General features: G+C 65.6%; 28 protein-coding genes and 2 tRNA genes. 8 read left to right on the top strand and 22 right to left on the bottom strand.

Annotated elements, in window-relative coordinates; all coding sequences use genetic code 11:
• The first annotated feature begins 511 nt into the window (after positions 1-511).
• Positions 512-925, top strand: coding sequence for a hypothetical protein (locus tag AC3WTC_RS13955; protein ID WP_139785009.1), 414 nt, complete (start codon positions 512-514; stop codon positions 923-925).
• A 9-nt stretch (positions 926-934) separates the two neighbouring features.
• Positions 935-1,387: a hypothetical protein gene (locus tag AC3WTC_RS13950; protein WP_080150812.1), complete on the top strand. Its 453-nt coding sequence runs from the start codon at positions 935-937 to the stop codon at positions 1,385-1,387.
• A gap of 254 nt (positions 1,388-1,641) precedes the next feature.
• Here AC3WTC_RS13950 and AC3WTC_RS13945 read toward each other — a convergent pair whose 3' ends face one another.
• The 17 genes from AC3WTC_RS13945 to AC3WTC_RS13865 all read right to left on the bottom strand — a co-directional run bounded on the left by AC3WTC_RS13945 (position 1,642) and on the right by AC3WTC_RS13865 (position 15,380).
• Positions 1,642-2,286, bottom strand: a complete 645-nt coding sequence (locus tag AC3WTC_RS13945) for a hypothetical protein (protein WP_139785008.1) — start codon at positions 2,284-2,286, stop codon at positions 1,642-1,644.
• A gap of 302 nt (positions 2,287-2,588) precedes the next feature.
• Positions 2,589-3,116 carry a hypothetical protein gene (locus tag AC3WTC_RS13940; RefSeq protein WP_139785007.1) on the bottom strand — a complete coding sequence of 176 codons (528 nt, stop codon included), beginning with the start codon at positions 3,114-3,116 and terminating at the stop codon, positions 2,589-2,591.
• Positions 3,100-3,672 carry a Panacea domain-containing protein gene (locus tag AC3WTC_RS13935; protein ID WP_080150806.1) on the bottom strand — a complete coding sequence of 191 codons (573 nt, stop codon included), beginning with the start codon at positions 3,670-3,672 and terminating at the stop codon, positions 3,100-3,102. Before AC3WTC_RS13935 ends, AC3WTC_RS13940 begins: the two co-directional genes overlap by 17 nt.
• A 417-nt stretch (positions 3,673-4,089) precedes the next feature.
• A tRNA-Val gene (locus tag AC3WTC_RS13930) sits at positions 4,090-4,164 on the bottom strand.
• A 114-nt stretch (positions 4,165-4,278) separates the two neighbouring features.
• On the bottom strand, positions 4,279-4,632 hold the full coding sequence (locus AC3WTC_RS13925) for a PilZ domain-containing protein (protein ID WP_025874071.1): 354 nt from the start codon (positions 4,630-4,632) through the stop codon (positions 4,279-4,281).
• The gene (locus tag AC3WTC_RS13920) at positions 4,629-5,585 is read right to left on the bottom strand and encodes a DNA polymerase III subunit delta' (RefSeq protein ID WP_492711669.1); all 957 of its coding nucleotides are present in this window, start codon (positions 5,583-5,585) and stop codon (positions 4,629-4,631) included. The genes AC3WTC_RS13925 and AC3WTC_RS13920 overlap by 4 nt, the downstream gene beginning before the upstream one ends.
• Complete coding sequence (gene tmk, locus AC3WTC_RS13915) at positions 5,582-6,247, bottom strand: dTMP kinase (RefSeq protein ID WP_059063248.1); 666 nt, start codon at positions 6,245-6,247, stop codon at positions 5,582-5,584. Before tmk ends, AC3WTC_RS13920 begins: the two co-directional genes overlap by 4 nt.
• Complete coding sequence (mltG, locus tag AC3WTC_RS13910; protein ID WP_099841998.1) at positions 6,244-7,305, bottom strand: endolytic transglycosylase MltG; 1,062 nt, start codon at positions 7,303-7,305, stop codon at positions 6,244-6,246. Before mltG ends, tmk begins: the two co-directional genes overlap by 4 nt.
• Positions 7,306-7,514: 209 nt before the next feature.
• Positions 7,515-8,879, bottom strand: coding sequence for an aminodeoxychorismate synthase component I (locus AC3WTC_RS13905; protein ID WP_105163531.1), 1,365 nt, complete (start codon positions 8,877-8,879; stop codon positions 7,515-7,517).
• Between the two features lie 92 nt (positions 8,880-8,971).
• The gene (gene fabF / locus AC3WTC_RS13900; RefSeq protein WP_025874076.1) at positions 8,972-10,234 is read right to left on the bottom strand and encodes a beta-ketoacyl-ACP synthase II; all 1,263 of its coding nucleotides are present in this window, start codon (positions 10,232-10,234) and stop codon (positions 8,972-8,974) included.
• A 145-nt stretch (positions 10,235-10,379) separates the two neighbouring features.
• The gene (acpP, locus tag AC3WTC_RS13895) at positions 10,380-10,619 is read right to left on the bottom strand and encodes an acyl carrier protein (protein WP_025874077.1); all 240 of its coding nucleotides are present in this window, start codon (positions 10,617-10,619) and stop codon (positions 10,380-10,382) included.
• 152 nt (positions 10,620-10,771) lie between these two features.
• Complete coding sequence (fabG, locus tag AC3WTC_RS13890) at positions 10,772-11,515, bottom strand: 3-oxoacyl-ACP reductase FabG (protein WP_059063244.1); 744 nt, start codon at positions 11,513-11,515, stop codon at positions 10,772-10,774.
• Between the two features lie 82 nt (positions 11,516-11,597).
• Complete coding sequence (gene fabD / locus AC3WTC_RS13885; protein ID WP_105163530.1) at positions 11,598-12,542, bottom strand: ACP S-malonyltransferase; 945 nt, start codon at positions 12,540-12,542, stop codon at positions 11,598-11,600.
• A gap of 101 nt (positions 12,543-12,643) precedes the next feature.
• Entirely contained in the window at positions 12,644-13,426 is a 783-nt protein-coding gene (locus AC3WTC_RS13880) for a BUD32 family EKC/KEOPS complex subunit (RefSeq protein WP_032977357.1), read from the bottom strand.
• Between the two features lie 73 nt (positions 13,427-13,499).
• Complete coding sequence (locus tag AC3WTC_RS13875; RefSeq protein ID WP_025879387.1) at positions 13,500-14,477, bottom strand: beta-ketoacyl-ACP synthase III; 978 nt, start codon at positions 14,475-14,477, stop codon at positions 13,500-13,502.
• Between the two features lie 91 nt (positions 14,478-14,568).
• A complete protein-coding gene (gene rpmF, locus AC3WTC_RS13870) occupies positions 14,569-14,763 on the bottom strand; it encodes a 50S ribosomal protein L32 (RefSeq protein WP_025879386.1) in 195 nt (64 codons plus the stop codon).
• A gap of 107 nt (positions 14,764-14,870) precedes the next feature.
• Positions 14,871-15,380, bottom strand: a complete 510-nt coding sequence (locus tag AC3WTC_RS13865; protein WP_049465184.1) for a YceD family protein — start codon at positions 15,378-15,380, stop codon at positions 14,871-14,873.
• A 114-nt stretch (positions 15,381-15,494) separates the two neighbouring features.
• Here AC3WTC_RS13865 and AC3WTC_RS13860 point away from each other — a divergent pair, with 114 nt between their 5' ends.
• Positions 15,495-16,067: a Maf family protein gene (locus AC3WTC_RS13860; protein ID WP_080150801.1), complete on the top strand. Its 573-nt coding sequence runs from the start codon at positions 15,495-15,497 to the stop codon at positions 16,065-16,067.
• 22 nt (positions 16,068-16,089) lie between these two features.
• Here AC3WTC_RS13860 and AC3WTC_RS13855 read toward each other — a convergent pair whose 3' ends face one another.
• Positions 16,090-17,931, bottom strand: coding sequence for a glycosyltransferase family 39 protein (locus AC3WTC_RS13855; protein ID WP_025879383.1), 1,842 nt, complete (start codon positions 17,929-17,931; stop codon positions 16,090-16,092).
• Between the two features lie 44 nt (positions 17,932-17,975).
• Here AC3WTC_RS13855 and AC3WTC_RS13850 point away from each other — a divergent pair, with 44 nt between their 5' ends.
• Genes AC3WTC_RS13850 through AC3WTC_RS13835 form a run of 4 tightly spaced genes read left to right on the top strand, consistent with a single transcriptional unit; the run spans position 17,976 to position 22,342 of the window.
• Positions 17,976-18,929, top strand: a complete 954-nt coding sequence (locus AC3WTC_RS13850) for an AAA family ATPase (protein WP_025879382.1) — start codon at positions 17,976-17,978, stop codon at positions 18,927-18,929.
• A gap of 2 nt (positions 18,930-18,931) precedes the next feature.
• A complete protein-coding gene (locus AC3WTC_RS13845; protein ID WP_080150800.1) occupies positions 18,932-19,876 on the top strand; it encodes a DUF58 domain-containing protein in 945 nt (314 codons plus the stop codon).
• Entirely contained in the window at positions 19,869-21,818 is a 1,950-nt protein-coding gene (locus tag AC3WTC_RS13840; RefSeq protein ID WP_492711665.1) for a transglutaminase TgpA family protein, read from the top strand. Before AC3WTC_RS13845 ends, AC3WTC_RS13840 begins: the two co-directional genes overlap by 8 nt.
• A complete protein-coding gene (locus tag AC3WTC_RS13835; RefSeq protein WP_025879379.1) occupies positions 21,815-22,342 on the top strand; it encodes a Slp family lipoprotein in 528 nt (175 codons plus the stop codon). Before AC3WTC_RS13840 ends, AC3WTC_RS13835 begins: the two co-directional genes overlap by 4 nt.
• 121 nt (positions 22,343-22,463) lie before the next feature.
• Here AC3WTC_RS13835 and AC3WTC_RS13830 read toward each other — a convergent pair whose 3' ends face one another.
• From AC3WTC_RS13830 to dnaX, 4 genes are all read right to left on the bottom strand, one after another.
• Positions 22,464-22,823, bottom strand: coding sequence for a histidine triad nucleotide-binding protein (locus tag AC3WTC_RS13830; RefSeq protein WP_032977365.1), 360 nt, complete (start codon positions 22,821-22,823; stop codon positions 22,464-22,466).
• A 65-nt stretch (positions 22,824-22,888) separates the two neighbouring features.
• Positions 22,889-23,488, bottom strand: a complete 600-nt coding sequence (gene recR / locus AC3WTC_RS13825) for a recombination mediator RecR (protein WP_025879377.1) — start codon at positions 23,486-23,488, stop codon at positions 22,889-22,891.
• Between the two features lie 111 nt (positions 23,489-23,599).
• The gene (locus tag AC3WTC_RS13820) at positions 23,600-23,920 is read right to left on the bottom strand and encodes a YbaB/EbfC family nucleoid-associated protein (RefSeq protein WP_025879376.1); all 321 of its coding nucleotides are present in this window, start codon (positions 23,918-23,920) and stop codon (positions 23,600-23,602) included.
• 6 nt (positions 23,921-23,926) lie between these two features.
• Positions 23,927-26,023, bottom strand: a complete 2,097-nt coding sequence (gene dnaX, locus AC3WTC_RS13815) for a DNA polymerase III subunit gamma/tau (protein ID WP_492711672.1) — start codon at positions 26,021-26,023, stop codon at positions 23,927-23,929.
• Between the two features lie 122 nt (positions 26,024-26,145).
• Between dnaX and AC3WTC_RS13810 the strand changes: the two genes are divergently transcribed.
• Positions 26,146-26,238, top strand: a tRNA-Ser gene (locus tag AC3WTC_RS13810).
• Positions 26,239-26,345 lie beyond the last annotated feature (107 nt).

Here is a 26,345-nt window from a genome sequence, read left to right as displayed (position 1 = left end):
GGAGAAAATGTGGAAAAAGGGGGAAGGGGGGCCCCTTCCTTTCCCCAAAACCACCGGGGGGAAGTCGGACCCCGGGAAAGGAAAGGGTTTTGGCCTTGGGGGGGCCCCCCCCCCCCCCCCCCCCGAATTTCCAGCTTTCCCCGGTGAAAACTGCATGTTTTCATCTGTACATGCTGTACATCGGAGCCCGTTTCGGCCCACTCCCCATGCTCAGGTCGCCGGCCCCAAAACCCGTCCAACGGAAGTGCGTGTTCCTGCGCATTCCAACTCGGCTCTTGGTCGGTCTTGGCGCTTCAATGGTGGCCCCTGTTGGAAGCCCCTCCGGTGCCACTGATTGAGCTTGAGTTGCCCGCTGTCGCCTATGCGGCCCTCCTGGACGCTGCGGCCGCAGCTTCCATTCCGCCATCGGAACTGTTGGCCGACGCTCTTCGCTCTCTCCCCGCCTTCCAACGGGCGCTAGCAGCCAGGCCGGAGGGCCTTCCGGCATTTACCCCTCCCTTGGAGCACACCAATGCACCATCAATCCCAATCGATTCCACCGACCCTGCTGAAGCTTGAGCACCTACGGATTCGCAACGACCTCTATTTCGTCGCGCGGCGCGCGCTGAGCGAGCGTCGGAGAGAGCTCAATGATCAACGCAAGTCCATCCGCCAAGAGATGGAGACCGCATCCAAGAGTTTCAGCGGCAGAGAACTCACGGTGGGCGTCGGCAGGCCTACAAACCTCGGCGGCAAGACCCTGGACGAACATCGGCACGAGACGTTGGCCAAGTTGCAACGCTGGATGGCTGCGGTCGATGCAGTGGACGCCATAGTGGCCGCCGCCTACGACGAACTCAGTGCCTCATCCGGTGACGTACGGGCTTACCAGGCCGCCTCACAACACCTCCAGCAGACCGTGGCCGATTGGGGCCTAAGCCAGTAAGGAACGACCATGACCGACCATTTGCCAAAGGTGGCGCGCGTCCGCGCCCAAATCGAAAAGCTCGCCGACGACATCCGCGCCATCCGCGACGGCATGCCGCCGAAAGAGGAAGCCCTTGCTGCCGTCGATGCTCACATTGAGCGCGAAGCCGCCACGGTCACCATCCGTCCAACTGCCTTTATTGGCGGCGGCAGCGAAATCGTATCGGCCTACCCCGAGAGTCCCCATGCCTACGCATGCAAGTTCTTCCCCGACGTCATCCGTGATCGCTTCCGCACCGAAGTCGAAGCCCTCTATCAAGGCGACGTAACGATCACCGATGACCGGAAGCAGGAGCGTCTGGAGCAACAGCTGCTGGAACTGGAGCGGCAGGAAGAGTCGCTGATCCGGGACGCCGCCGCGGCAGGCAAGAACATCCCGCGCCGCGCCGATGCCAACCCCGCGATCACCCTGGCCGACTGATTCGCCAAGAGGGACCAGCAGGCGGTGTCCCCAACAACACCTGCAGCCCGGGCCGGCAACCATACAGATCCAGATACCTCATGCCGGTGACCGGGCCACCCACTCGCGCATCTTCTGCACCCAGATGGGGCATGCCCCGCCGAGTAAATGCTACCTAGCCGCAGCTATCAATGAGTAGTGAAACATCGGCCGGAAACGACGCGAACATGACCTAGAAATCCAATTATTCGAGAGCCCCCCGCTGTCTTCACGGGTCAGTCGTTAGGGTCGTTCTCGGGTTTAAGAATGGTCGCAAACTTCTCCACCTGATACACATCGGCCATAAATCTGTTACCGCCAGAAACTCGCGCAGCATCAATTAGCAGCACGTAGCGCCCCCTCAGCTCATCAATACTCGCTAGCCCGAACTTTTCGATTATCGCGGGATGGATAGAGCTTGGCAGGAACAGCCTGAGGGCATCCAAATTGTAAGCAGGGGGACTGTTAATCCACAGGCCGCGCCCATTCCAATCATCCAACGTATGTACAAGGCCCCAGAATCCACGCAGATGACCAACATGTTCTTCTCTGCTTGCATCCCTTACGCGCGAGAAGAACGTGTGTACAGGAACCAGCTCTCCACTCGGGAGGCGCATGTTCACGGAAGACGTTTTGAAGGTAGGCCAGTTGACCAATTGACGAAGCAAGTTCGTTGCTCCACGTTGAATGGTCGAACCAAACGCAGGGCCGGTTCTCGCATATCTGTGGCCTCCCTGGCCTGGCGTCCTTACGCGAGCGGTCGAATCATCAGGTTCAGTGGCATCTTCAGCACCATCGATGGCCAAGGCAATAACATTCTCATTCGCCTCCCACCGAGCAACCTCTTCATCACCTGGCTCTGGCCAAGGCGAATCAGACAACACGGCTTCTGGACAACCAGACACATGTTTTGCTGCAAAACACGCGGCATTTCCATTCGTGCTTCGCCGTCGAAAATGAGCAGGACCACGACATGTCCTGCATACGAGCTGTCCCTTTAGGAGGCCTCGTTCCGAGGGTTGCAATAGCTCGACCTGGGAAGCAGCAACATCACTTCCATCTATCGTAAGCAATGCAAACTGCATCTCACGCCTCCCTGAGGTCTGGATTCTGATCCTTCAAACTCTATGCGGAGACAGCCTCAATTGAAAGCATGGCCACCTACCCAAGGCCGTTGCATATCTCACGGCTTAATCGACGATGCGACGGCCTTGAAAATATCCGCCAGTGCTTTCACTAGCTCGACTGATGGGGTCTTGACGCCTGAACCGGATTCCTCCTGCCTACCGTCTCCAATCATCTTGACCATCGCCAAGCTAAGGGACAGCGGAATTGCAGCGAGCAACACGAGAGCAACGCCAAGGAAGACCAATACATGCCACTGCCAACTATTATTGGCTGCCGTGATTGCCTCGACGAGATAAGTTCCAAAGAACAGCTTATAAAACGCCGTAAGGAGCATCCCAAAGAAGGCAGCAACCACTAGCCCGATGAAGATGAAGGCGGACCACCGCTTGTGGCGGTTGGCAACAACGTTATTCTTCAGCTCTTCCTTCATGCCGTCAGGGCTTAGTGCAGGGTCTGTTTTCCCTGCACTCCCCCCCGACAATGGTGAGTCCGGGGTATCCCCTGCATCATCGTCTGCAGCTCCGGAGATGATCGCCGCCTCATCCGCACCTTGGGCTTCGCTCTGCTTACTGGTGCTCTGCAACGGCTCGCGCCTCGCTCTCGAAGCGTTTTTGCTGGGCTTTGTCTCGCGTCCCTGATTCATAGTGCCCATCTCTGTGTGCTTCGATCTTTTTCTCATAGAACGCTCGGATAACATCATCCGGAATAACAGCACACTTCCGCGCGTGTCCGGCATCGTCGTTCCATACCTTCCACCACGGCGACCCCTTCATGTGGGTCATTTCTGAAAGCTTGATCCCGCCGAAGTGGCCATATCCATTCCAAACGTTATTTAGAAGACTGGCCACTTTGGGATCTTCTACCGTCGCCACGCCCCCGAAAGGAAATTCAAACGTAGTCAGCTTTTCCGTCACAGCCGAACTGCCAAATTTCTTGACCTTCCTATACAGGCTGCGGATTACAGGGCCATACTGCCAAGCCTCGACCGGCTCATTGATGAGAGGCTCACCCCGAAAGCCCAGATACCAACCGTGCGCTACGTACACAAGCTTGAGTATCTGCATGGGCGTAAGCGCCCGTCCCTCGTGCGAGGCCTTGTCGAGGAAGTAGTTGGCGATGGTGGCTGGCGAATACTTCATGTCAGTCACTCCAGGGGAGGTAAGCAAGAGTCCACGGGCCATGCCCTGTAGACTCGGCAGCGCAAGCATCTGCCAAGCATCTGCTAAGCGCCGTACGTAGCAATTGTACATCCGAGATGGAACCCGCGCTATACCACAACTTTCGGCCAAGTCAACGGGCTAACCACAAGAGATCACATAGGGGTTGGAGAACCCTAAAACAAGAACGTGCCCGCGATAGGACTGGCTGGCGCAGGTGAAACGATCGCCCGCCGAACAGTGGTCGAACCCACTTTGCAAATTGCCGGCTTCCGGATGCCCCTAGCCACTGCTCACCTTTACGGCAGCGAGTTCATCATTCCGCACTTATCGTGCACTTACGAAAAAGCCGGCTCAAGGCCGGCTTAGACGTTAACCCTTTAAAATCAGGGATATATGTGGTGGGCGGTACAGGGATCGAACCTGTGACCCTTGCCGTGTGAAGGCAATGCTCTACCGCTGAGCTAACCGCCCGGTGTGTTGCTGAGCCGCTCATTATAGGGGCTTTTCAGAGACCGTCAACAGTTTTCACATTCGTGTTCACGCGCGTTTCCAGGGGCCGCCGGGCATGGCCCGGCGCTACCGGAATCACATCGTATGCGTCGGCTTGTCCGAACCGGTCAGGCCGGCCAGGATCGTTTCGATCTTGTGGCGCACCGTCTCGCCTTCCTGGCCATCTGCCAGCTGCACGCCGATGCCGGCGGTGCGGTTGCCCTGCGCACCGGCCGGGGTCACCCAGATCACCTTGCCGGCCACCGGCAGGCGCTCGCTGGAATCGGGCAGGGTCAGCAGCAGGAATACCTCATCGCCCAGGAAATAACGCTTGGGCGTGGGCACGAAGATGCCGCCATTCTTCACGAACGGCATGTACGCGCTGTACAGCGCGGCCTTGTCCTTCACTGCCAGGGACAGGATGCCCTGGCGGGCGTTGCTGGCACTCATCGATTTCCCCTTGCGGCAGGCCGCTCGTTCACCTTGTTCCAGGCCAGCAGCAACTCGACCACCGCAAGGTCTGCGCGCACGGTGGTGCGCAGCAGGTCTCGGGTGCGGTTGGCCGCATCGAACCAGGCTGCAAGCTTGTGCAATCGCTCCGGCGTGGTCAAGGCATCGGTGCTGGCCTGGGCCAGCGCCAGGTCGGCGGCGAAGCGCAGGCGCAGCGCCGCGTTGTCATCGGCGCACCACTTCTGCGCCAGCTCCACTGCGCCGGTCTTGCCGGCGGCCAGCTGTTCCAGCTCGCGGCCGACCTCGCGACGCAGGCTCAGGCCATCTTCGCGCAGCCAGTTGTCGGCCTGCCCGGGATGGCCGCGTGCTGCATCCAGTGCCTCATGCGCGGCCGCTTCGCTGTGGCCCTGCTGCTGCAGCCAGGCCAGCGCTTCCTCGTGCGGCGGCAGCTTGAATTCCAGGCGCTGGCAGCGGCTGCGCACGGTCTGCGGCAGGCGCGCCGGGTCGCTGCTGATCAACCACAGGTAACGCCCGGGTTGCGGTTCTTCCAGGGTCTTCAGCAGCGCATTGGCGGCCGAACGGTTGATGGCATCGGCCGGGTCGGCGATCACCACCTGCGCCACGCCGTACTGCGGGGTCAGCGCCAGCTTGTTGCTGATCTCGCGCACCTGCTCGATCACGATCTCGGTGCGCAGCTTGTCGCCACTCTTGTTCGGAATGAAGCTGATCAGCTGCAGGTCGGGATGCGTGCCGGCGGCAATCAGCTGCCGGGTGCGGGTGGCATGCGAGGCATCCCCGCGTGCCAGCACGTGGTCGGCCAGCGCCAGGGCCACTTCGCGCTTGCCCAGCCCGGCCGGGCCACAGATCAGCAGGCCATGGCCCAGCCGATCCGCATCCAGTGCAGCCACGGTCTGGTCGAACGCGCGCTGCTGCCAGGGCGAGAAAGTACTCATGCACCCTCCCCTTGCTGCAGCCAGCGCTCGACACGTGCAACCACATCGGCGGCCACGCGCTCCTGCACCTGGCCTGCATCAACCAGCGCGAAACGCTGCGGGTCCTGCTGTGCGCGGCTGCGGAACACTTCGCGCACGCGCTGGAAGAAATCGTCCTGCTCGCTTTCGATGCGGTCCGGCCACAGGTCGCGGCTGTTGGCACGCGCACGGCCGACGGCCACGTCCACGTCCAACAACAGGGTCAAGCCGGGCAGCAGGCCCACGGCGCGACGCTCCAGGTCGGCGATCCACTGCGGGTCGAGGCCCCGGCCGCCGCCCTGGTAGGCATAGCTGGAATCGGTGAAACGATCGCTGAGCACATAGGCGCCGCGCTGCAGCGCCGGCTGGATCACCTGACGCACATGCTGCGCGCGTGCGGCAAACACCAGCAGCAGCTCAGCCTCGGCACTGAGCGGCTCGGCAGCAATCTCGGCATCGGGCTTCAGCACCAGGCCGCGGATGCGCTCGGCCAGCGGCGTGCCACCGGGCTCGCGGGTCAACACGACCTCATGGCCGTGGCGGCGCAGGCACTCGCGGATGGCGTTGATGGCGGTGGTCTTGCCCGCGCCCTCGCCCCCTTCCAGGCTGACGAAACGGGGATGGCGAAGCAGCGCGGAACTCATTGCGCCGGAGTCTCCTGGGTGCGTTGCTGGCGCAGCTGCTGCAGGTAGCGGGCTACGGCGGCGTTGTGTTTGTCCAGGCTGGGCGAGAACACGTGCGCGCCACTGCCATCGCCCACCGCGACGAAGTACAGCGCATCGCCCGGTGCCGGTTGTGCAGCGGCCATCAGCGCATCGCGGCTGGGCATGGCGATCGGGGTCGGGGTCAGGCCAGAGCGGGTGTAGGTGTTGTAGGGCGTATCGGTGGTCAGGTCGCGGCGGCGGATGTTGCCGTCGTACGCCGCGCCGATGCCGTAGATCACGGTCGGATCGGTCTGCAGGCGCATGCCGATCTTCAGGCGGCGCATGAACACGCCGGCAATCTGCGGTCGCTCGCTGGCCAGCGCGGTTTCCTTTTCGATGATCGACGCCAGCGTCAGCAGCTCGTAGGGCGTATTGATCGGCAGATCCGGGGCGCGGCTTTCCCAGGCCTCGTCCAGCGCCTTCTCCATCGCGCCGTGGGCGCGCTTGAGTACGTCCAGGTCACTGTCGCCGCGCTGGTAGACGTAGGTTTCCGGCAGGAACCGGCCTTCCGGATGCTGGCCGGCGAAACCGAGGCGATCCATCAGCGCTGCGTCATCGAGGGTGTCGGTGGTGTGCAGCAGCGGATCGGCACGCTTGAGCGCGGCGCGCAGCTGGCGGATGTTCCAGCCTTCGATGATGGTGACGCGGTGCTGCAGCACCTTGCCCGCGCGCATGCGCAGCAGCAGCTCGCGCGGGGTCAGGTCCTTGCTCAGCGCGTACTCGCCCACCTTCAGCTTGCCGGCGGCATCGAGCTGGCGCGCCAGCAGTTGCCACTGGGTGTCCTGGCCCTCGTCCACGCCGGCCTCGCGCAGCTTGCGCAGCACGCTGTTCATGCCATCGCCGCTGGCGATGACCACGCTGTCCGCACTGGGGGTCAACGGCACGTCGGCAAACTGGCTCTGCTTGTAGAAGAACCACGCGCCCGCGCCGGCCACGATGGCGGCCAGCACCAGCAGCAGCGTTACCACCAACAGACACCCGCGCTTGGCTCCCGCCATGGACTACCTCTGAACTCGATTCCGTCGTGCAGGATACCGTGCCCGGTGGGGCGGGGTCATGACCGGGGGCACGCGTCCGTGCCGAGCAACGGTCGGCACCCACCCGCCATCTCCAGTAGATCCACGCCATGCGTGGATGAACGGCCATGGGGGCATCCGTGCCGACCAACGGTCGGCACCCACAAGCCATGCCCGGTGGCGGCAATCGATCAGCCCTGCTGCCCCAGCGCCCGCAGCAGGCCGCGGGCCTTGGCCCGGGTTTCGTCCAGTTCCTTGTCCGGGTCCGAATCGACCACGATGCCGGCTCCGGTGCGGAAGCTGACCTCGTTGCCGTCCACTTCTGCGGTGCGGATCAGGATGTTCAGGTCCAGGTCGCCATCGCGGTTCAGCCAGCCGAACGCACCGGTGTACGCGCCGCGTGGCACCTGCTCCAGTTCGCTGATGATCTGCATGCAGCGCACCTTCGGGCAGCCGGTGATGGTGCCGCCGGGGAAGGTCGCGGCGATCACCTCGCCCGGGGTGACGTCCGCGCGCAGCTGGCCGCTGACGTTGCTGACGATGTGGTGCACGTGGGCGTAGCTTTCCACGGTCATCAGCTCGTCCACCACGACCGTGCCGGGCAGGCAGATGCGGCCCAGATCGTTGCGCTCCAGGTCGATCAGCATCACGTGCTCGGCGCGCTCCTTGGGATGGCCGACCAGTTCCTGGATGCGCGCGGCATCGTCGTCGCCCTCGAAGCGCGGACGGGTGCCGGCGATCGGGCGGGTCTGTGCGTGGCCGCCATGCACCGACACCAGCCGTTCCGGCGACGAGCTGACCACATGCCGGCCGTGCGCACTGAACAGGCCGGCAAACGGCGCCGGATTGGCCCGCCGCAGCTGCGCGTACAGCGCCTGCGGGCTGACCGGTGCTGCGAAGTGCGCGCTCCAGCGCCGCGACAGGTTCACCTGGAACACGTCGCCGGCGCGCAGGTAGTCGATCACCCGGCGCACACCCTCGGTGAAGCGCTGTGGCTCGTCTTCGCTGACCGACTGCGGCGGCTGCCAGCCCTGCCCGGCCGGCGGCAGTTCACCCGCTACCAGCGCGACCAGCGAGTCCAGCAGCGCTTGCTCGCCCGCTTCGGCAATGAGGACGCTGGCGTCGGCCTGGTGGTCATGCAGCACGGCGGCCGGGCAGCGCAGGGCAAGTGCGGTCGGCCGGCCGTCATCGCGCGCGCGCGCCGGCAGCACCGGTTCGACCTGGCTGGCCACTTCGTAATCGAGCATCAGCGCCCAGCCACCGCGGAACGGCAGCGCGTGGCCGCCGTCGTGCGGCAATCGCTGTGCCTGCCATGCGTGGTCCAGCGCCTGCAGGAAGCTGCCGGGCTGCACCGCGCCGTGCTGGTCGCGCACCTGGCCATCGGCGTCCAGCTGCAGGGTGTCGCCCTGCGCGGCCAGCAGCAGGCTCCAGCGGCCCTGCGCAGTGCCCGAGGCGGTGGACTCCATCAGCAGCGGGAAACGCGCCGGGTCGCGCTGCTGCAGGGCCAGCAGGTCGATCGGGTGCGGCAGCGGGTGGATCAGCGGGGCGTGGGTCATGGCAGCCAGTTCGGGAGACGGATACACGGAAGCCGCCTTGCGGCGGCCTCGTGGTTGGCGGAGCCGAGCATGGCTCGACCCTACCGGTGCGATCAGACGCGCTTGAAGATCAGCGTGCCGTTGGTGCCGCCGAAACCAAAACCATTCGACATCACCACGTCGACCTTGGCCTGGCGTGCTTCGTTGGGCACGTAGTCCAGGTCGCAGCCTTCGCCCGGCTGCTGCAGGTTGATGGTCGGCGGAATCACGTTGTCGCGCATTGCCAGCACCGAGAAGATCGCTTCCACGCCGCCGGCAGCGCCGAGCAGGTGGCCGGTCATCGACTTGGTGGAGCTGACCATCATCTTGTAGGCGTGGTCGCCGAAGGCGGTCTTCATCGCCATGGTCTCACCGAGGTCGCCCAGCGGGGTCGAGGTGCCATGTGCGTTGAGGTAGCCGACCTGTTCCGGGGTGACACCGGCGTCCTTCATGGCCATGGTCATGCAGCGCGCAGCGCCTTCGCCGTTCTCGCTCGGCGCGGTCATGTGGTACGCGTCGGAGCTGGCGCCGAAACCGGCCAGCTCGCAATAGATCTTCGCGCCACGCGCCTTGGCGTGCTCGTACTCTTCCAGGATCAGGATGCCGGCGCCGTCGCCCAGCACGAAGCCGTCACGGTCCTTGTCCCACGGGCGCGAGGCCTGTTCCGGAGCATCGTTGCGGGTGCTCATCGCCTTCATCGCGCAGAAGCCGCCCAGCGCCGTCGGCGAGGAGCCGCGCTCTGCACCGCCGGCCACCATCACGTCCGCATCGCCGTACTGGATCATGCGCATGGCGGTGCCGATGGAATGGTTGGAGGTGGCGCACGCCGAGACCGCCGAGAACGACGGGCCCTTCAGGCCGCTGATGATGCTCAGCTGGCCCGGCAGCATGTTGATGATGGTCTTGGGCACGTAGAAGGGAGAGATCTTCTTCCCTTCGTGGAATTCGATGGTCTGCTCTTCGATGCCGAGCAGGCCGCCGATGCCAGCGCCAACGATGGCGCCGATGCGGTCGGCGTTGGCGTCGGTGATCTCCAGGCCCGAATCATGCAGGGCCATGAAGGCGGCACCGAGGCCGTAATGGATGAACGGGTCCATCTTCTTGGCATCCTTGCCACTGACCCGGTACTTGCCGAACAGTTCGTTGTCGGCGGTGATGTCAAAGCCTTTGACCTCACCTGCGATCTTGGTGGTGAACCGTTCCAGGTAGGCATCAGAAACGTTGGTCAGCGGACCGATGCCCGAACGACCGTGGGTGATGCCTTCCCAGCTGCTGGCCAGATCATTGCCCAACGGCGAGACCATACCCAGGCCGGTTACGACGACGCGACGCTTCATTGCTGATTCTCCTGACCCGAACGTTCTTTGCGGGTAACGCGGTTTACTTCGGTGTGGTGCGCAAACACACGGGGCCGCAAACAGCGGCCCCATGGGGTGTCGTGCGCGACGGACTCAACGCCCGCACGCGCACTGACGTCCTGCATCAGGCCTTGACGTGGGCCGTGATGTAGGTGATCGCAGCCTGCACGGTGCTGATCTTCTCGGCTTCTTCGTCCGGGATCTCGCACTCGAATTCTTCTTCCAGCGCCATCACCAGCTCGACGGTGTCCAGCGAGTCAGCGCCCAGGTCATCGACGAACGATGCGCTGTTGGTGACTTCTTCTTCCTTGACGCCAAGCTGTTCGATGACGATTTTCTTGACGCGTTCTTCGATGGTGCTCATGGGATATCGCTCCAGATGGAGTAGTGGTTCAAAAGTGGTCGCCATCAAAGGCGATGGCCGTGGGATAGTGTAGTGGAAACCGGCGTGACCTTGCATTGCAGCAAAAATCCTCGCAGATCAACCACTTGCGGCGCGATCCCTGCGCCCCTTGCTTACGGCATGTACATGCCGCCGTTCACATGGAGAGTTTCGCCGGTGATGTAGCCGGCAGCCGGGCTGGCCAGGAAGGCCACCGCATGGGCGATGTCCTCCGGCGAACCCAGGCGTTCGAGGGCGATGTCGCCGATCAGCGCGGTACGCGCTTCTTCCGGCAGCGCCTTGGTCATGTCGGTGTCGATGAAGCCCGGCGCGACCACGTTGACGGTGACCCCGCGCGAGCCGATTTCCTTGGCCAGCGACTTGGAGAAACCGATGATGCCGGCCTTGGCGGCGGCATAGTTGGCCTGGCCGGCGTTGCCGGTCACCCCCACCACCGAGGCGATGTTGATGATGCGGCCCTTGCGCGCCTTCATCATGCCGCGCATGACGGCCTTGCTGGTACGGAACACGCTGGTCAGGTTGGTGTCGATGATCGACGCCCAATCGTCTTCCTTCATGCGCATCAGCAGGTTGTCGCGGGTGATGCCGGCGTTGTTGACCAGGATCGAGATCGGGCCGAATTCCTTGGCGATACCGTCAAGCACGGCATCGAGCGCAGCGGCGTCGGTGACGTTCAGCGCGCGGCCGTGACCGCCGTGGGCAGCCAGGCGCTCGCCGATCGCGGCGGCGCCGGACTCGGTGGTGGCGGTGCCGATGACGGTGGCGCCCTGGGCGGCCAGCAGATCGGCGATGGCGGCACCAATGCCACGGCTGGCACCGGTAACCAGTGCGATTTCACCCTGCAGGGGCTTGCTCATGATGTTTTCCTCAGGCTGGGGCGGCCGCCGCACCCGCGCCGCTTGCAGCGGCCACCGGCACGGTCGGCAGGAACAGGGGCAATCAGGCCGACCACGTCTCGCGGGCGGTTTCGAAGTCGCCCGGGGTGGCCAGGGAACGGCCGTCGATGGCCTTGTCGATGCGCTTGACCAGACCGGTCAGCACCTTGCCCGGGCCGCATTCGGCGATCCGGGTGACGCCACGGGCGGCCAGCGCCTGCACGCAGCCGGTCCACTGCACGGGCTGGTACAGCTGCTGCACCAGCGCGGCGCGGATCGCGTCCACACCGTCGTGCACCTTGGCGTCGACGTTCTGCACCACCGGCAGCTGCGGCAGCTGCCAGGACAGGCCGGCCATCACTTCGGCCAGACGGTTGGCGGCTTCGCGCATCAGCGGGGTGTGCGAGGGCACGCTGACGGCCAGCTTGACCGCCTTGCGCACGCCCTTCTCGGCCAGCAGCGCCAGCGCGCGGTCGACCGCGGCAGCGTCGCCGCCGATCACGATCTGGCCCGGCGAGTTGAAGTTGGCCGGAACGACCACCTGGCTGCCGGCGGCTTCGGCGCAGACGTCCAGCACCAGCTGGTCTTCGGCACCGAGCACGGCGGCCATCGCGCCGACACCTGCGGGGGCCGCGTCCTGCATCAGCTGGCCGCGCAGGCGCACCAAGTGCGCACCGTCGTGCAGGCTGAGGGCGCCAGCGGCGACCAGGGCGGTGTACTCACCCAGGCTGTGGCCCGCCAGAACCGACGGACGAGGACCGCCCACGGCGCTCCAGGCGCGCCACGCGCCGATGCTGGCGGCCAGCAGGGCCGGCTGGGTGTATTCGGTACGGTTGAGCATTTCCTCCGGGCCGCCCTGGGACAACGCCCACAGGTCGACGCCGGCACCATCGGATGCCTCGGTGAAGGCCTCACGCACCTGCGGGTGCAGTTCGGCCAGCTCGGCCAGCATGCCCACAGACTGCGAGCCCTGACCGGGGAAGACAAAAGCGAGGGTGGATACGGTCACGCGGTCATCCGCTTGTTGCAATCGAAGCGGGCCATGATAAGGGGGAACATGCCGTGTCGTCTGTACGTGCGCGTATGCACGGCGTATGGACAGTGCCGCGATCAGCAGAGCAGCTGCAGGATGTCCAGCTCGCCGTCGGCAAACCAGTCCATGCACAGGCCGACCACCATCAGCAGGCCCAGCGTGGTGGCGCCATGGGTGATGAAGATGGAGTGGGCCAGCGCACGCGCCGAGCGCCCCAGCTTCATGCACACCCGCGCCAGGCGCTGCAGACGGCCGCTGACGGCGTGCACATGCGCGCGCACCGGTGCCTGCACCCCGTTCATCGCCTCGGCCATCATCGCCTGCAGGCTTTCGGGGCGGTCAGCGTAGTACTTGGCCACGCCGTAGCCGAACATCAGCCAGTCACGCGCCTGCGCTTCGGCCAGGTCCATGACTTCCAGCGGATCTTCTTCGAAGTCGATGAAACCGACGTTCTGGCCATCCCAGGTGAGGTTGCGCGGCAACGGCTGGCCGAAATAGGCGCCACGCGCGTGTGCTTCGGCAATGGCCTGCATTGCCGCGGCCACGAGGCGATCGCGGCCTGCATCGTCGGCTTCGCGCAGGCAGGTATTGAACGAGCTGCCGTTGTCGCCGATCACCAGCGCGGCGTGGCCGCTGCCGATCACCGCGGGCACGTTCACGCCCTGCGCCTGCAGTTCCGCCAGCCGGCGGGCCTCGGTTTCGCGCGCGGCGTCGCCACCGCGGTGCGGCGGCGGGCGCAGGGCATCGAGATGGAACCGGCGGGCAACAAAATTGAGCAGGCCCAGGGCCACCGCTCGGCTTCCTTCGCCGTACTGCTTCAGCCAGGCGCGCTGCCCTTCGATGACGATGGGCTCAACCATGACAGTCTCCTTTAACGCATTACGGCCCCAGAGGGGCCGTAACGACGGTTTCACGTTGTCGTAACTGGCACTATCAATAGCGCAGCAGTGCCGAACCCCACGTGAAGCCACCGCCGAACGCTTCCAGCAGCAACAGCTGGCCGCGCTCGACCCTGCCGGAACGAACAGCAGCATCCAGGGCCAGCGGCACCGAGGCCGACGAGGTGTTGCCATGCTTGTCGACGGTGACCACGACCTGGTCCATCGACATCTCCAGCCGCTTGGCAGTGGCTTCGATGATGCGCAGGTTGGCCTGGTGCGGAATCAGCCAGTCCAGGTCGGACTTGGTCAGGCCGTTGGCATCCAGGGTTTCGTCCACGACCGAGTCCAGCGCCTTGACGGCGTACTTGAACACGTCGTTGCCCTTCATGTTGATGGTGCCGCCACCGTTGTTGCCTTCACCGAAACCGACCGAGACGCCGACCGGATTCCACAGCAGCTCTTTCTTGCTGCCGTCCGAATGCAGGTGGGTGCTGAGGATGCCGGTTTCTTCGTCGGCCTTGAGCACGACGGCGCCCGCGCCATCACCGAACAGCACGCAGGTGGTGCGGTCTTCCCAATCGACGATGCGGGTCAGGGTTTCCGTGCCGATCACCAGCACATGGCGGGCATCACCGGAGCGGATGAATTTGTCAGCCACGCTGAGCGCGAACACGAAGCCCGAACAGGCCGCGTTGACGTCGAAAGCGGGACAGCCGCTCACACCGAGCTTGGCCTGGATCAGGCACGCGGTGGAGGGAAAGATCAGATCAGGGGTGGTCGTACCGACCACGATCATGTCGAGCTGCGAAGCGTCGATACCAGCGGCTTCGATCGCACGCAGCGCGGCCTGGTAGCCGAGATCGCTGGTGGTTTCGCCTTCGGCAGCGATGTGCCGTTCACGGATACCGGTGCGCGTCTGGATCCACTCGTCCGAGGTCTCGACCATTTTTTCCAGGTCGGCGTTGGTCAGGACTTTTTCCGGCAAATAGCTACCGGTGCCCGCGATCCTCGAGTAGATCCGCTTGCTCATCATGTTTCCTGTTGCACGAGCCGCCGTTCACCGGCGTGCCCGGGAAAGAAGGCGAAGGCCGCTGCCCAGCGGGCAGCGACCTTCCGGCACATCAGTCTTCCTGGACAGCCGAAGACTTGGTCTGGATGACCTTCTTGCCGCGGTAGAAACCGTCAGCAGTGATGTGGTGACGCAGATGCACTTCGCCGGTGGTCGGGTCGGTCGACAGCTGCTTGGCGCTCAGGGCGTCATGCGAACGACGCTGGCCGCGACGGGACGGGGTAACACGGGATTTCTGGACAGCCATGGGATTGCTCCAAACTCGGTTCGTTTTGCTTCGTCGTTTCGTCGCACAGGACGCCAGCGCCCAGCACACTTTTCGCTTTCGCCGCAGCCGCCGACGACAACCGGCTGCTATTGTTTCTTCAATGCCGCCAACGCCGCGAACGGATTGGCCTTTTCAGTCTCTTCTTCGGTCGGCGCCCAGTCCTTGTCGACTGCCTCGCCGTCCGGCGACAGCGGTACCACAGGCACCGCCAGCACCAGTTCGTCTTCGACCAGGTCCAACGGACGCAGCTGGCCATCTTCCGGCACCAGCAACGCCTCGTATTCCTCCGGCAAGGACGATTCCTCGTCCTCGTCGCGGATCAGGCCAAGCCTCTGGGTCATCTTCACCGGCAACAGGAAACGTTGCATGCTGCGCTGACAGGTCAGCGGCAACGCGGTATCGATGGTCAGTTCCACATAGGATACCCGCAAGATCTCGTCGCGACCGAATTCGAGTGAGTAATTACACTCACCCTCGGTATCGGCGACAAGCCCCTGCAGGCGAGTCAATTCAGCCAGGGCTACCTGACCGTCGAAGCGCCTTCGCGCTACGACCATCCGCCAGGCATCCAGCGTTTCGGGCACGTTCGCGGACATAAGCCGCCGAATATTAAGGATCGACCGGTCGCGTGTCAAATGACTGCCACGAAAGGCTTGCTGTGGCTGGCGGTGCCCGGCCAGACTGCCGCGCCCCGCCCCCGGAATTCCCGCATGCCTGCCCTGATCCTGGCCTCCACCTCCCGCTACCGCCGCGATCTGCTGGAACGGCTGGGCCTGCCCTTCGACTGCGCATGCCCGCAGGTGGATGAGACTGCGGAGGGCGACGAGGCGCCGCTGGCGCTGGCGGCACGCCTGGCCAGCGCGAAGGCGGCCGAGGTGGCCGCCCGCCACCCCGGCAGCTGGGTGATCGGCTCGGACCAGGTCGCGGACCTGAACGGTCAGCCGCTGGGCAAGCCGGGCACGGTCGAGGCGGCCTGCGCGCAGCTGGCGGCAATGTCCGGGCAGACGGTGCGCTTCCACACGGCCATCAGTCTCATCCGAGACGGAGAATCACTTTCGGCAATGGATACGACCCAGGTGCGCTTCCGCGCGCTGCAGGCGCCGGAGATCGCCCGCTACGTGGCCATCGAGCAGCCGCTGGACTGCGCCGGCAGCTTCAAGTGCGAAGGCCTGGGCATCAGCCTGTTCGAGGCCATCGACAACCGAGACCCGACCGCACTGATCGGGTTGCCGCTGATCGCACTGTGCGGATTGCTGCGCAGGGCCGGATTCGCGGTGCCCTAACCCCGGCACGAGGCACGCTGCCTCAGCGCTTGCCCACCACGAATGGCTGCTCCTGCCACTGCTCCACGCTGCCATCGCGACCGTGCAGGCGCAGGCCCAGCCAGTGCTTTCCCGGTGCCAGCGTCGTGGTATCGAGTGTTGCGTCGAAGCCGACAGCCGGATGTTGCGGATCGGTGCTGTCCGGCCAGGCGTGGCGGATATCGAACACTCGTCCATAGGTGGCGTCGCCGATCGAACGACCATCCACCAGCACTTCAACCCGCGACAGGCCAACGCCCTCCTTGAACGCCCAGCCCTTGATCGCCAGCGTCCCGTTCACCACGTCTCCATTGGCCGGCGAGTCCAGGTAGGCCAGCGCAGGCGTCACGCACGCGCCCTGCGCGCGCTGCACCGGCAGGCGGAACAGCAGGAAGCGCTGGAATCCGTGATCGTTGCTGACCACGCGCGGTGGCGGCAGCGGCCCGACCTGTTCGCAAATGGCGTGATAGCGGGTGAGCAGATCGCGGAAACGCTGATCGCTGGGCGACAGCACCAGCAGCATCGGCACCTCGCGCTCACCTTCATGCACCTGGCCCCATTGCGCCAACTGCGCGGTGCGGCCGTGCTTGTCGTTGAGCGGATGCGGCAGCACGTCGATGTCACCCCGGCCCAACTGGAAGCCCAGTTCGGCGCCCACCTTGAAGTTGCCGGCCAGCACGCGGCTGCCTTCCGGCATCTGCTGCAGTTCTTCGCGGACCGCAGCAGCCAGCGGCTGCCAGCCGGCGAAGTTGCGCGGGTAATACTTGTCGCCGGCCAACTGCTCGCGCAGCGATGACGAGGACGCCATCAGGTAATAGCCGAAGGCCAGCACCATGCCCAGCCCGGCCAGCCACCAGCCGGTACGCCGCAACCAGCGTGGCCAGCCGTTGAGGATCACCGGCACCGCCACCAGCAGGGCCAGGTAACCCGGCAGCGGCCAATGGAAGCTGATGCGTTCGACATCGGTGAAGAAGCCCAGGGCGAAGATGCCCAGCGTCGATACGCCACCGACCAGGCCGAAATAGCGCCACTGCACGCGTGCACCGCCGCCGTTGCGGGTGCCGGCCAGCGCAACTTTCCACATCGCAATGCACAGGACGGGCGTCACCAGCATCGGCTGGATCACCAGGAACCACAGGCCGCGCCACTCGAATGCCCACGGGTGGCGCTCGACTACCTGGAACTTCAGACCCGCATCGTGATTGTCGGCATTCCAGGCCAACAGCGGCAGCCATGCCAGTACGCCAACGGCCAGGGCCACCCAGACGCGCGGATCGGCCAGCATGCGCCGGCCCTGCGGCAGCGCCAGCAGGGCAATGAAGCCGACGCCGATCACACCGATGAAGCGATAGTGGCTGAGCGCACCGATCAGCAGGCCCAGCGCCAGCTTCACCGCCGAGGAAGCGTCGACGCTGCGCAGCAGGCGTGCGCCGGCGTCCAGGCACAGCACGGCTGCCAGTGCCATCGGCACATCAGGTACGGCCAGCAGGCCCAGCGTTGCCGACAACGGCATCAGCAGCGTCAAGCTGCCGGCCTGCCAACCGGCAACATTGCCGAACCAGCGCGCTGCAATGCGCGATACCAGCAGCGGCAGCAGTGCACCGATGGCCAGGAACGGCAGGCGCAGCGCAAGCACATGCTGGCCGCCAAGCTCCACACCCAACCGGGTCAACCAGGCCGTCAGCCCCGGCAGATCCGAATAGGCCGCAGCCAGATGCTGGCCTTCCTGCCAGTAGAACGCCTCATCGACGAACAACGGCAGGCGTGCGGCCACGACCAGTTTGGCCGCTGTGACGAGCGTCCATAACCAGAGAAAAATCGTACGTGCGCGCTGTTCGCCCTGCATTGATGTATGGATAGAATCGACCGGTTACCGAACTTGAGACGACCATGACAGCTTCGTCCCCCATGCCCAGCATGCTAACCGATCAACTGCGTCAGTCCCTGCGCAATGCGCAGGACCAGGTCAACGCGCTGGTGCTGGGCAAGGTGCATGAGGTGCGGCTGGCCTTCGTGGCCCTGCTCTCTGGCGGCCATCTGCTGATCGAAGACCTGCCTGGTCTCGGCAAGACCACATTGGCCCACGCCTTGGCCAGCAGCCTGGGACTGAGCTTCCAGCGCGTGCAGTTCACCTCCGACCTGCTGCCTGCCGACGTGCTCGGTGTATCGGTGTACGACGCCGGCAGCCGCCAGTTCCAGTTCCATCCCGGGCCGGTGTTCACCCACGTGCTGCTGGCCGACGAGATCAACCGGGCGCCGCCGCGCACGCAGAGCGCCCTGCTGGAAGCGATGGCCGAGCAGCAGGTCACCCTCGACGGTCAGACACATGCCCTGCCCGATCCGTTCTTCGTGATCGCTACGCAGAACCCGGTGGATCTGTCGGGCACCTTCCCGTTGCCCGACTCGCAACTGGATCGATTCCTGCTGCGGCTGGCGATGGGCTATCCCAGCGCGCAGGCCGAGCGTGAACTGCTGCGCGGCAGCGATCGTCGCGACCTGATCGCCCGCGCGCTGCCGCAGCTGGACGACAACCAGGTACGCGCCCTGCGCGAAGCGGTCGGCCAGGTGCATGTCAGCGACGCACTGGTGGACTACGTGCAGGCCCTGCTGACCCGCAGCCGCCAGCATGCCGGCGTACGCGTGGGATTGTCGCCGCGCGCCGGCCTGGCCCTGCTGCGTGCCGCCAGGGCACATGCGCTGCTGCTCGGCCGTGGCCACGTCGTGCCCGAAGACGTGCAGACCCTGTTCGTGGCGGTGGCGGGCCATCGTCTAGTGGGCGAAGCCGAGTCCAGCACAGGGCCGGCGCTGGCACGGGCGATCCTGCAGACCGTCGCGGTCGATTGAAGATGGCATCGCATGCCCGGCGACTGCTGCAGATGGCACGCCCGCGTACGCCCGAGTCGTTGCCGCAGCGGCTGGACCGTCGGCGCATCTATGTGCTGCCCACCCGCTTCGGCCTGTTTGTGGCCTGCCTGCTGGTCGCGATGCTGCTGGGCGCGCTCAACTACAACAACAATCCGGCTCTGTTGCTGGCGCTGCTGCTGACCGCAGCCGCGATCGCCAGCACCATCGCCGCACACCTGCAGCTGTCGGGCGTACAGATCGATGCGATCTCCGCCGAGCCGGTGCCGGCCGGGCAACCGCTGCGCCTGCGCGTGGACCTGTCGCTGCGCGACCCACGGGCGCGCCACGGCCTGCACCTGCAATTGGGGAACAGCGAAGCGTGGCTCGACCTGCCCGCGCACGGCCGCGGCGAAGCCGCGCTGGAAGTGCCCAGCGAACGCCGTGGCTGGCTGGAGCTGCCTCGCATCCGCCTGTCCAGCACCCAGCCGCTTGGCTTGGTCAGGGCGTGGTCATGGGTGTGGCCGGAAGAACCCCTGCTGGTCTACCCGCAGGCCGAAGCGAAGGCACCGCCGCTGCCGCAGCAGGGCAGCGATCCGCTGCACACCCGCGCCCATGCCAACGGCGAGGAACTGCACCAGCTGCGCCCGTATCGCGCCGGGGATCCACCCCGCAGCATTGCCTGGAAACACTCGGCGCGCCGCGACACGCTGCTGGTACGCGAGTATGAAAAACCGATAGGCATCGAGGTCGTGCTGGACTGGCGCGCGCTGGCCCCCTTGGGCCAGGAGGCCCGCATCGCGCGGCTGGCACGCTGGGTGGACAGCGCCGAGCGCGAAGGCCGTCGCTATACGCTGCTGCTGCCGATGCAGCCACCGCTTGGCCCCGGCCAGGGCGCCGGCCACCACCATCTGTGCCTGCGCGCGCTGGCATTGCTTCCCCATGACTGAGCCTGCCCTGCTGCTGGACCGCAACACCCGCACGTGGACGCTGGCCAGCGCCGCACTGGCCTTGTTGCCGCTGCTGCTGCAGCTGCCCACCGCGTTGGCCGCGTTGATCGCCGTGGCGGCGCTCGTCACCGCAGCACTGTCACAGCGCGGCGTGCTGCCGATGCCGGTGCGGGTACTGCTGGTGCTGGGCATGCTTGCTGCCATCGTCTGGCAGATGGGGGCGGTGCGCCCCGGCCGGGATACCGGTTGCGCGCTGCTGGCGGCGATGCTGGCGATCAAGTCCAGCGAGCTGCGTACCCTGCGCGATGCACGCAGCCTGCTCGGCTTTGCCCTGTTTTCACCGTTTGCTGCCTTCCTGCTCGACCAGGGGCCGCTGACCACCGTGCTCGCGGTGCTGGCCGGCGTCAGCGCCCTGATTGCGCTGCAGCGCCTGGCGCAGGGTGAAGGCCGCAGTGCGCCGCCGCCGCTGACCACGCAGCTGCGTGGTGTCGGTCGCCTGCTGCTGATCGGCCTGCCGCTGGCGCTGGCCTGCTTCTGGCTGTTCCCGCGGTTGGCCACGCCGCTGTGGGGCATTCCCGAACGCGCCGTCGGCACACCGGGGCTGTCGGACACGATGGAGCCGGACAAGTGGCTGGACCTGATGGCCGACGACACCCCGGCCCTGCGGGCGCAGTTCTTCGGCGCGGTTCCAGCGCCGGCACAGCGCTACTGGCGCGGGCCGGTACTGACCCAGTTCGATGGGCATGTCTGGCGACGCGACCGCCGTACTGAAGGTCTGCCGCCAGCCATCGTGGAACACGGCACGGAGGGCTGGGACTATCAGATCGATTACGAACCCACCGACCGTCGCCAGCTGGTCGCGCTGGATCTCCCTACTGCCGCACCAGAGGGCAGCCGGCTGGATGCAGCCCTGAGCCTGAGCAGCGACCGCGCATTGTCCGCACTGAGCCGGTGGCGCCTGCACTCGGCTCCGCCGCAGCGCTTCGATGCCACGCTGTCGTCGTACCAGCGTCGCGCTGCGCTGCAGTTGCCGGAAGGCTTCAACCCACGCACGGCAAGCCTGGCCCGACAGTGGCGGCAGGAAGCGGGCAACGACGACAACGCCGTGGTCCGTCGCGCCCTGGCGTGGATCACCGCGGACTTCTCGTACACGCTGGCAACACCGGCCCCCGGGCGCGATCCGGTCGATGCATTCCTGTTCGACTACAAGGCCGGCTATTGCCAGCATTTCAGCTCTGCCTTCGTGGTGCTGATGCGCAATGCCGGCATTCCCGCGCGGGTGGTCACCGGGTTCGCCGGCGGCACGCGCAACCGGATCGGCGACTACTGGGTGCTGCGGCGGATGGACGCCCACGCCTGGGCTGAGGTGTGGCTGCCGCAACGCGGCTGGGTACGCATCGATCCGACAGCGGCAGTAGCACCCGAGCGCATCCTGGACACGCTCGACGACCGCCTGCAGGCCGGGGCCGATACCGGCCTGCAGCACCGCTGGCTGCAGCTGGGCCAGGTCGGCGACTGGATGCGCAGGGGCTGGAACGAACTGGTGCTGTCCTTCGACGCGCGCCGCCAGCAGCAGTTGCTGCAACCGTTCGGGCTGGACGACCTCGGCCCTGGACAGCTGCTGGCCGGCTTCGTGACAGCCGCGTTGCTGGCGCTGGCGTGGATGGCGTGGCTGCTGGCCCGTGGCGAACGCGAGCGTGACCCGCTGCTGCGCGCCTGGCACCGGCTGGGGCAGCGCTATGTGCGGCTGGGGCTGGGCCGCGAACCGCACGAACCGGCCCTGCACTGGGCCCGCCGGGTCCACGCACTGCGCCCCGACCCGGCTCTCATCACACTCAGCCAGCGTTTCGCTGATGCACGCTACGCTGGCACTTGTACCGAGCTCGCCCCATTATTGCGGGACCTGCGCAGGCATCGCCCGACTTCCGGAGCCTCCCCATGAATACCAAGTTCCTCCTCACCGCCGTGGCCGCCCTGGCCTTGTCGGCCTGCGCCACGGCCCCCAAGCCGCTGCAGGGACAGTTCAGCCTGGTTTCCCCGCGCGACTCGGTTGCCACCCAGCAGGTCGGCACGCCGGTGCGCTGGGGTGGCCGGATCATCGAAACCAAGCCCGGCCAGGGCGAGACCTGTTTCCAGATCATCTCGCGCCCGCTCAACGGCAGTGGCCGCCCGAACACCACCTCTTCCGATGCCAGCGACGGCCGCTTCATCGCCTGCCGTGCCGGCTTCTACGATCCGGCCGTGTTCGAAGCCGGCCGCGACGTGACCTTCATCGGCAAGATCGATGGCTACGCCAACACCCGTATCGGCGATTACGACTACCGGCTGCCGAAGCTGTCTGCCGACGTGATCTACCTGTGGCCGGAGCAGCGCCAGGTCGATGTGGTGCCCTACCCCTACGGACCGTGGGGCCCGGGCCCGTATGGCCCGTACTGGGGCGGTTACCGCGGCTGGGGCTGGTGGTAGTCCAGGCCCGGTACGCATGATGCACAAGGCCGCCCATCGGGCGGCCTTTTTTCATCCACGCATGGCGTGGATCGACAGCGCACCAACAACAGTAGATCCACGCCATGCGTGGATGGCCGCCTCAACGCCCTGGCGTACCGAAGTGGCCCAGCGGCGCACCAGCCAGCAGATGCATGTGGATATGGAACACGGTCTGCCCGGCATCTTCGCGGCAGTTCATCACGATGCGGTAGCCGTCCTGCGCGAAACCTTCCCGACGCGCGTACTCGGCGGCGGCCAGCGCCAGCTTGCCGATCAGGTGCGCCTGCGACGGCTGCAGGTCATCCAGGGTCGGAATGATCTCGTTCTTCGGAATGAACAGCACGTGCACCGGCGCCTGCGGTGCGATGTCCTTGAACGCCAGCACGTCGTCGTCTTCATAGACGATGGTGGCCGGGATCTCGCGACGGATGATCTTGCTGAAGAGGGTTTCGCTGCTCATGGTCGGCCTCGGCGGGGTGTCCCCGCATTGTAGGCCGGTAACGCCGGGGCATGCCCGGCATCGACTCAATCGCGCACTTCGCTGCGGGTGCCGAACGCGTGCGACAGCGTGCCGCGATCGACATACTCCAGCTCACCACCGAGGGGCAGGCCCTGCGCCAGTCGACTCGGCCGCACCTGGCGGGCACGCGCCAGCTGCGCGAGATAGTGCGCAGTAGCTTCGCCTTCGACGGTGGCGCTGGTGGCAATGATCAGTTCCTGCACCTCCGCCTCGGCCAGGCGCTGTTCCAGCTGCTCCAGACCCAGCTCGCGCGGGCCGATGCCATCCAGCGGCGACAGGCGCCCCTGCAGCACGAAGTAAACGCCGCGATAGCCGGTGGCGTTCTCGATCGCCAGGCGGTCAGCCGGCGATTCCACCACGCACAGCTGGCTGCGCTCGCGGCTGCCATTGGCGCAGGTCGGGCACAGCTCGGTTTCGCTGAAGTCGCGGCACTGCGCACAGTGACCGATGCGTTCAACCGCCTGCGCCAGCGTCTCGGCAAGGCGTTTGCCACCTTCGCGCTCGCGTTCGAGCAGGTGGTAAGCCATGCGCTGCGCCGTCTTCTGGCCTACGCCAGGCAACACCCGCAGTGCATCGATCAGTTGTTCAAGCAGGGGTGCGGACACGGCGGCGTGTTCTGTAGAGCCGAGCGTGCTCGACTGGAAGTTGCGGGCAATCGAGCACGCTCGATGCTACACAGTGCATGGCACCCGGCAGTGCGGGTGCCAGGCCGGACATCAGAACGGCATCTTCATGCCCGGCGGCAGCTGCATGCCGGCGGTGGCCGAACCCATCTTCGACTTCGACTCGGCATCGATCTTGTTGGACGCGTCGTTGAAGGCGGCGGCGATCAGGTCTTCCAGCATTTCCGGATCACTGGCCAGCGACGGATCGATGCGTACCTTGCGGCACTCCTTGGCGCCGGTCAGGGTAACGCTGACCATGCCGCCACCGGCGCTGCCGGTCACTTCGATCTTGGCGATTTCTTCCTGGGCCTTCTGCAGGTTTTCCTGCATCTTCTGGGCCTGCTGCATCAGTTGGGCGATATTGCCGCGCATGTCGTCTTACTCGTCAAAAGAACGGATGGAATCGGAAACAACCCGGGCGCCGTGCTGCTGGATCAGCAGCTGGACTTCCGGATCGTCCATGAAAATGGCCTCGGCAGCCTGCTGCCGCTCGCCACGCTGGCGGTCGGCGCGCTGGTGCAGGGTCTCGGCCGGGACCTGCTCGGCTTCCACGGTTTCGACCACGATCTTCAGCGCGTGGCCAAGGGACTTTTCCAGCACCTCGCCCAACGCTGCCAGCGCGCGCTCGGAGCGCAGGTATTCAAATCCGGGCGAAAGGCCCAGTTTCAAGACCCCATGCTGGCAACTGATGAAGGCCGCATTGGCCGCAAGCTGTCGCGACGGACCGCTGAGGCCACTGTTGGCGATCAGGTCGAGCCAGTCTTCGGCACAGGCCAGGTCACTGACGCTGCCTGCCGGCGAGGCCTTTTCCTTTGCCGCAACCGGTGCCGGGGCGATGTCGATACCCTCGGCACGGAACGGACGTTCCGGCGCGGCAACAGCCTCTGCAACCGGCGGTGAAGCCGGCGCCGGCGGCTCGTGCCACGGCGCGACCATGGCCGCGTCGGGCGTTGCCATCTCGGCCGCCAGCGCTTCATCGCGCGCGCCAGCCGCGTCGGTCGCCCACGGCGGCAGGTCATCTGCCTCGGCAGGTGCCTTGGGCGTGGCCGCCTCGGGAGCCAACTGCGCCTTCATCGGCAGCGGGGATCCGGGTTCCTCGACCGGAGCCGGTTCAGGTTCCGGGGTCGGATCTGGTTCCGGGGTCGGCTCGGGCTCCGGCTCGGGTTCGCGCTGTGGCGCCGGGTTCGGCGTCTGCGCGGTTGCCTCCGCCAACACGGGTACCGCAATTGCCTGGGTGACCGCCGCGGCTTCTGGTGCCGCAGCAGCGGCCGGTGCAGCTCCTTCGTGGCTGCCAGCAAGGCCGCCCCCGGTCTGGCCCGTACCGGTCGGTGCGCTGCCACCGGAGGATTCCGGAGTACGCGGCACCGACGGCACGGCAGCCGCAGGGCGGAACGCCAGCATGCGCAGCACGGCCATTTCAAAGCCGGCGCGCGGGCTGGGCGCCAATGGCAGATCGCGACGACCATTCAGGGCCATCTGATACCAGAGCTGGACCACTTCCGGGCGCAGGCGTTCAGCAAACACGCTGGCATCCAGTCCCTCGGCAGCGGCGGACGCGCCCGGCACCAGTTGCTGCACCTGGATGCGGTGCAGGCCCTCGGCCAGCGCATCGAGCACCCCGCTCCAGTCCGGCGAGAACTCGGCCAGTGCCGCCACTACCTGCAGCAGGCGCGGGCCATCGCCCTCGGCCAGGGCATCGAGCATGGCCGCCACCTGGGTGCGGTCGACCGTGCCCAGCATGGTGCGCACCACGTCCTCACGCAGCGCACCGCCGGCATAGGCAATGGCCTGGTCGAGCAGCGACAGGCCATCACGCAGGCTGCCGTCGGCGGCCTTGGCCAGCTGCACGATAGCGGTCGGATCCGACTCGATCTCCTCGGCGGCGAGAATGCGGGTCATCTGCCCCTGGATCTGATCTTCATCCAGGCGCTTGAGGTTGAACTGCAGGCAGCGGCTGAGCACGGTGACCGGCAGCTTCTGCGGATCGGTGGTGGCCAGCAGGAACTTCACATGTTCCGGCGGTTCTTCCAGCGTCTTCAGCAGCGCATTGAACGCGGCCTTGGACAGCATGTGCACTTCGTCGATCAGGTACACCTTGTACTTGCCACGCGAGGGCATGTACTGGGCGTTCTCGATCACCTCGCGCACATCGTCCACGCCGGTATTGGACGCGGCATCGATTTCCAGCAGGTCGATGTAGCGACCGGCGTCGATGTCCAGGCAGGCCGCACACTGGCCGCAGGGATCGGCACTGGTGCCCTGCTCGCAGTTCAGCGACTTGGCGAAGATGCGCGCGATCGTGGTCTTGCCCACGCCGCGGGTACCGGTGAACAGGAACGCATGGTGGACCCGGCCGCTGTCGAGCGCATTGCTGAGCGCACGGACCACGTGTTCCTGGCCCACCAGCTCGGCAAAACGCTTCGGACGCCACTTGCGGGCAAGGACGAGATAGGACATCAGGCCACCGTCTTCCATCGGATGTTCCATTGTGCCACGCCTGTCCAGCCCTCTCGCCCTGCAAACCAGTGCTTGTGTCCTGCCGCTGCGCCCGCTAGAATCTGCGCCCCTGCTGAGGCGTTTGCCGATGGCAGGGATCCGGAGAGGTGTCCGAGTGGTTGAAGGAGCACGCCTGGAAAGTGTGTAAGCGTCTAAACCGCGCTTCGGGGGTTCGAATCCCCCTCTCTCCGCCAGATAAATAAAAAAGGCTGCCCTTCGGGCGGCCTTTTTTATTTATCTGGCTGGGGACGCGAAGTGCGCTGCGCGCGCTTCGCCCCAAACGTTGCTGCGCAACGTTCGG

The sequence above is a fragment of the Stenotrophomonas sp. FW305-C-20-S1 genome (assembly GCF_058783335.1).
This window is presented reverse-complemented; position numbering and strand designations above follow the sequence as displayed.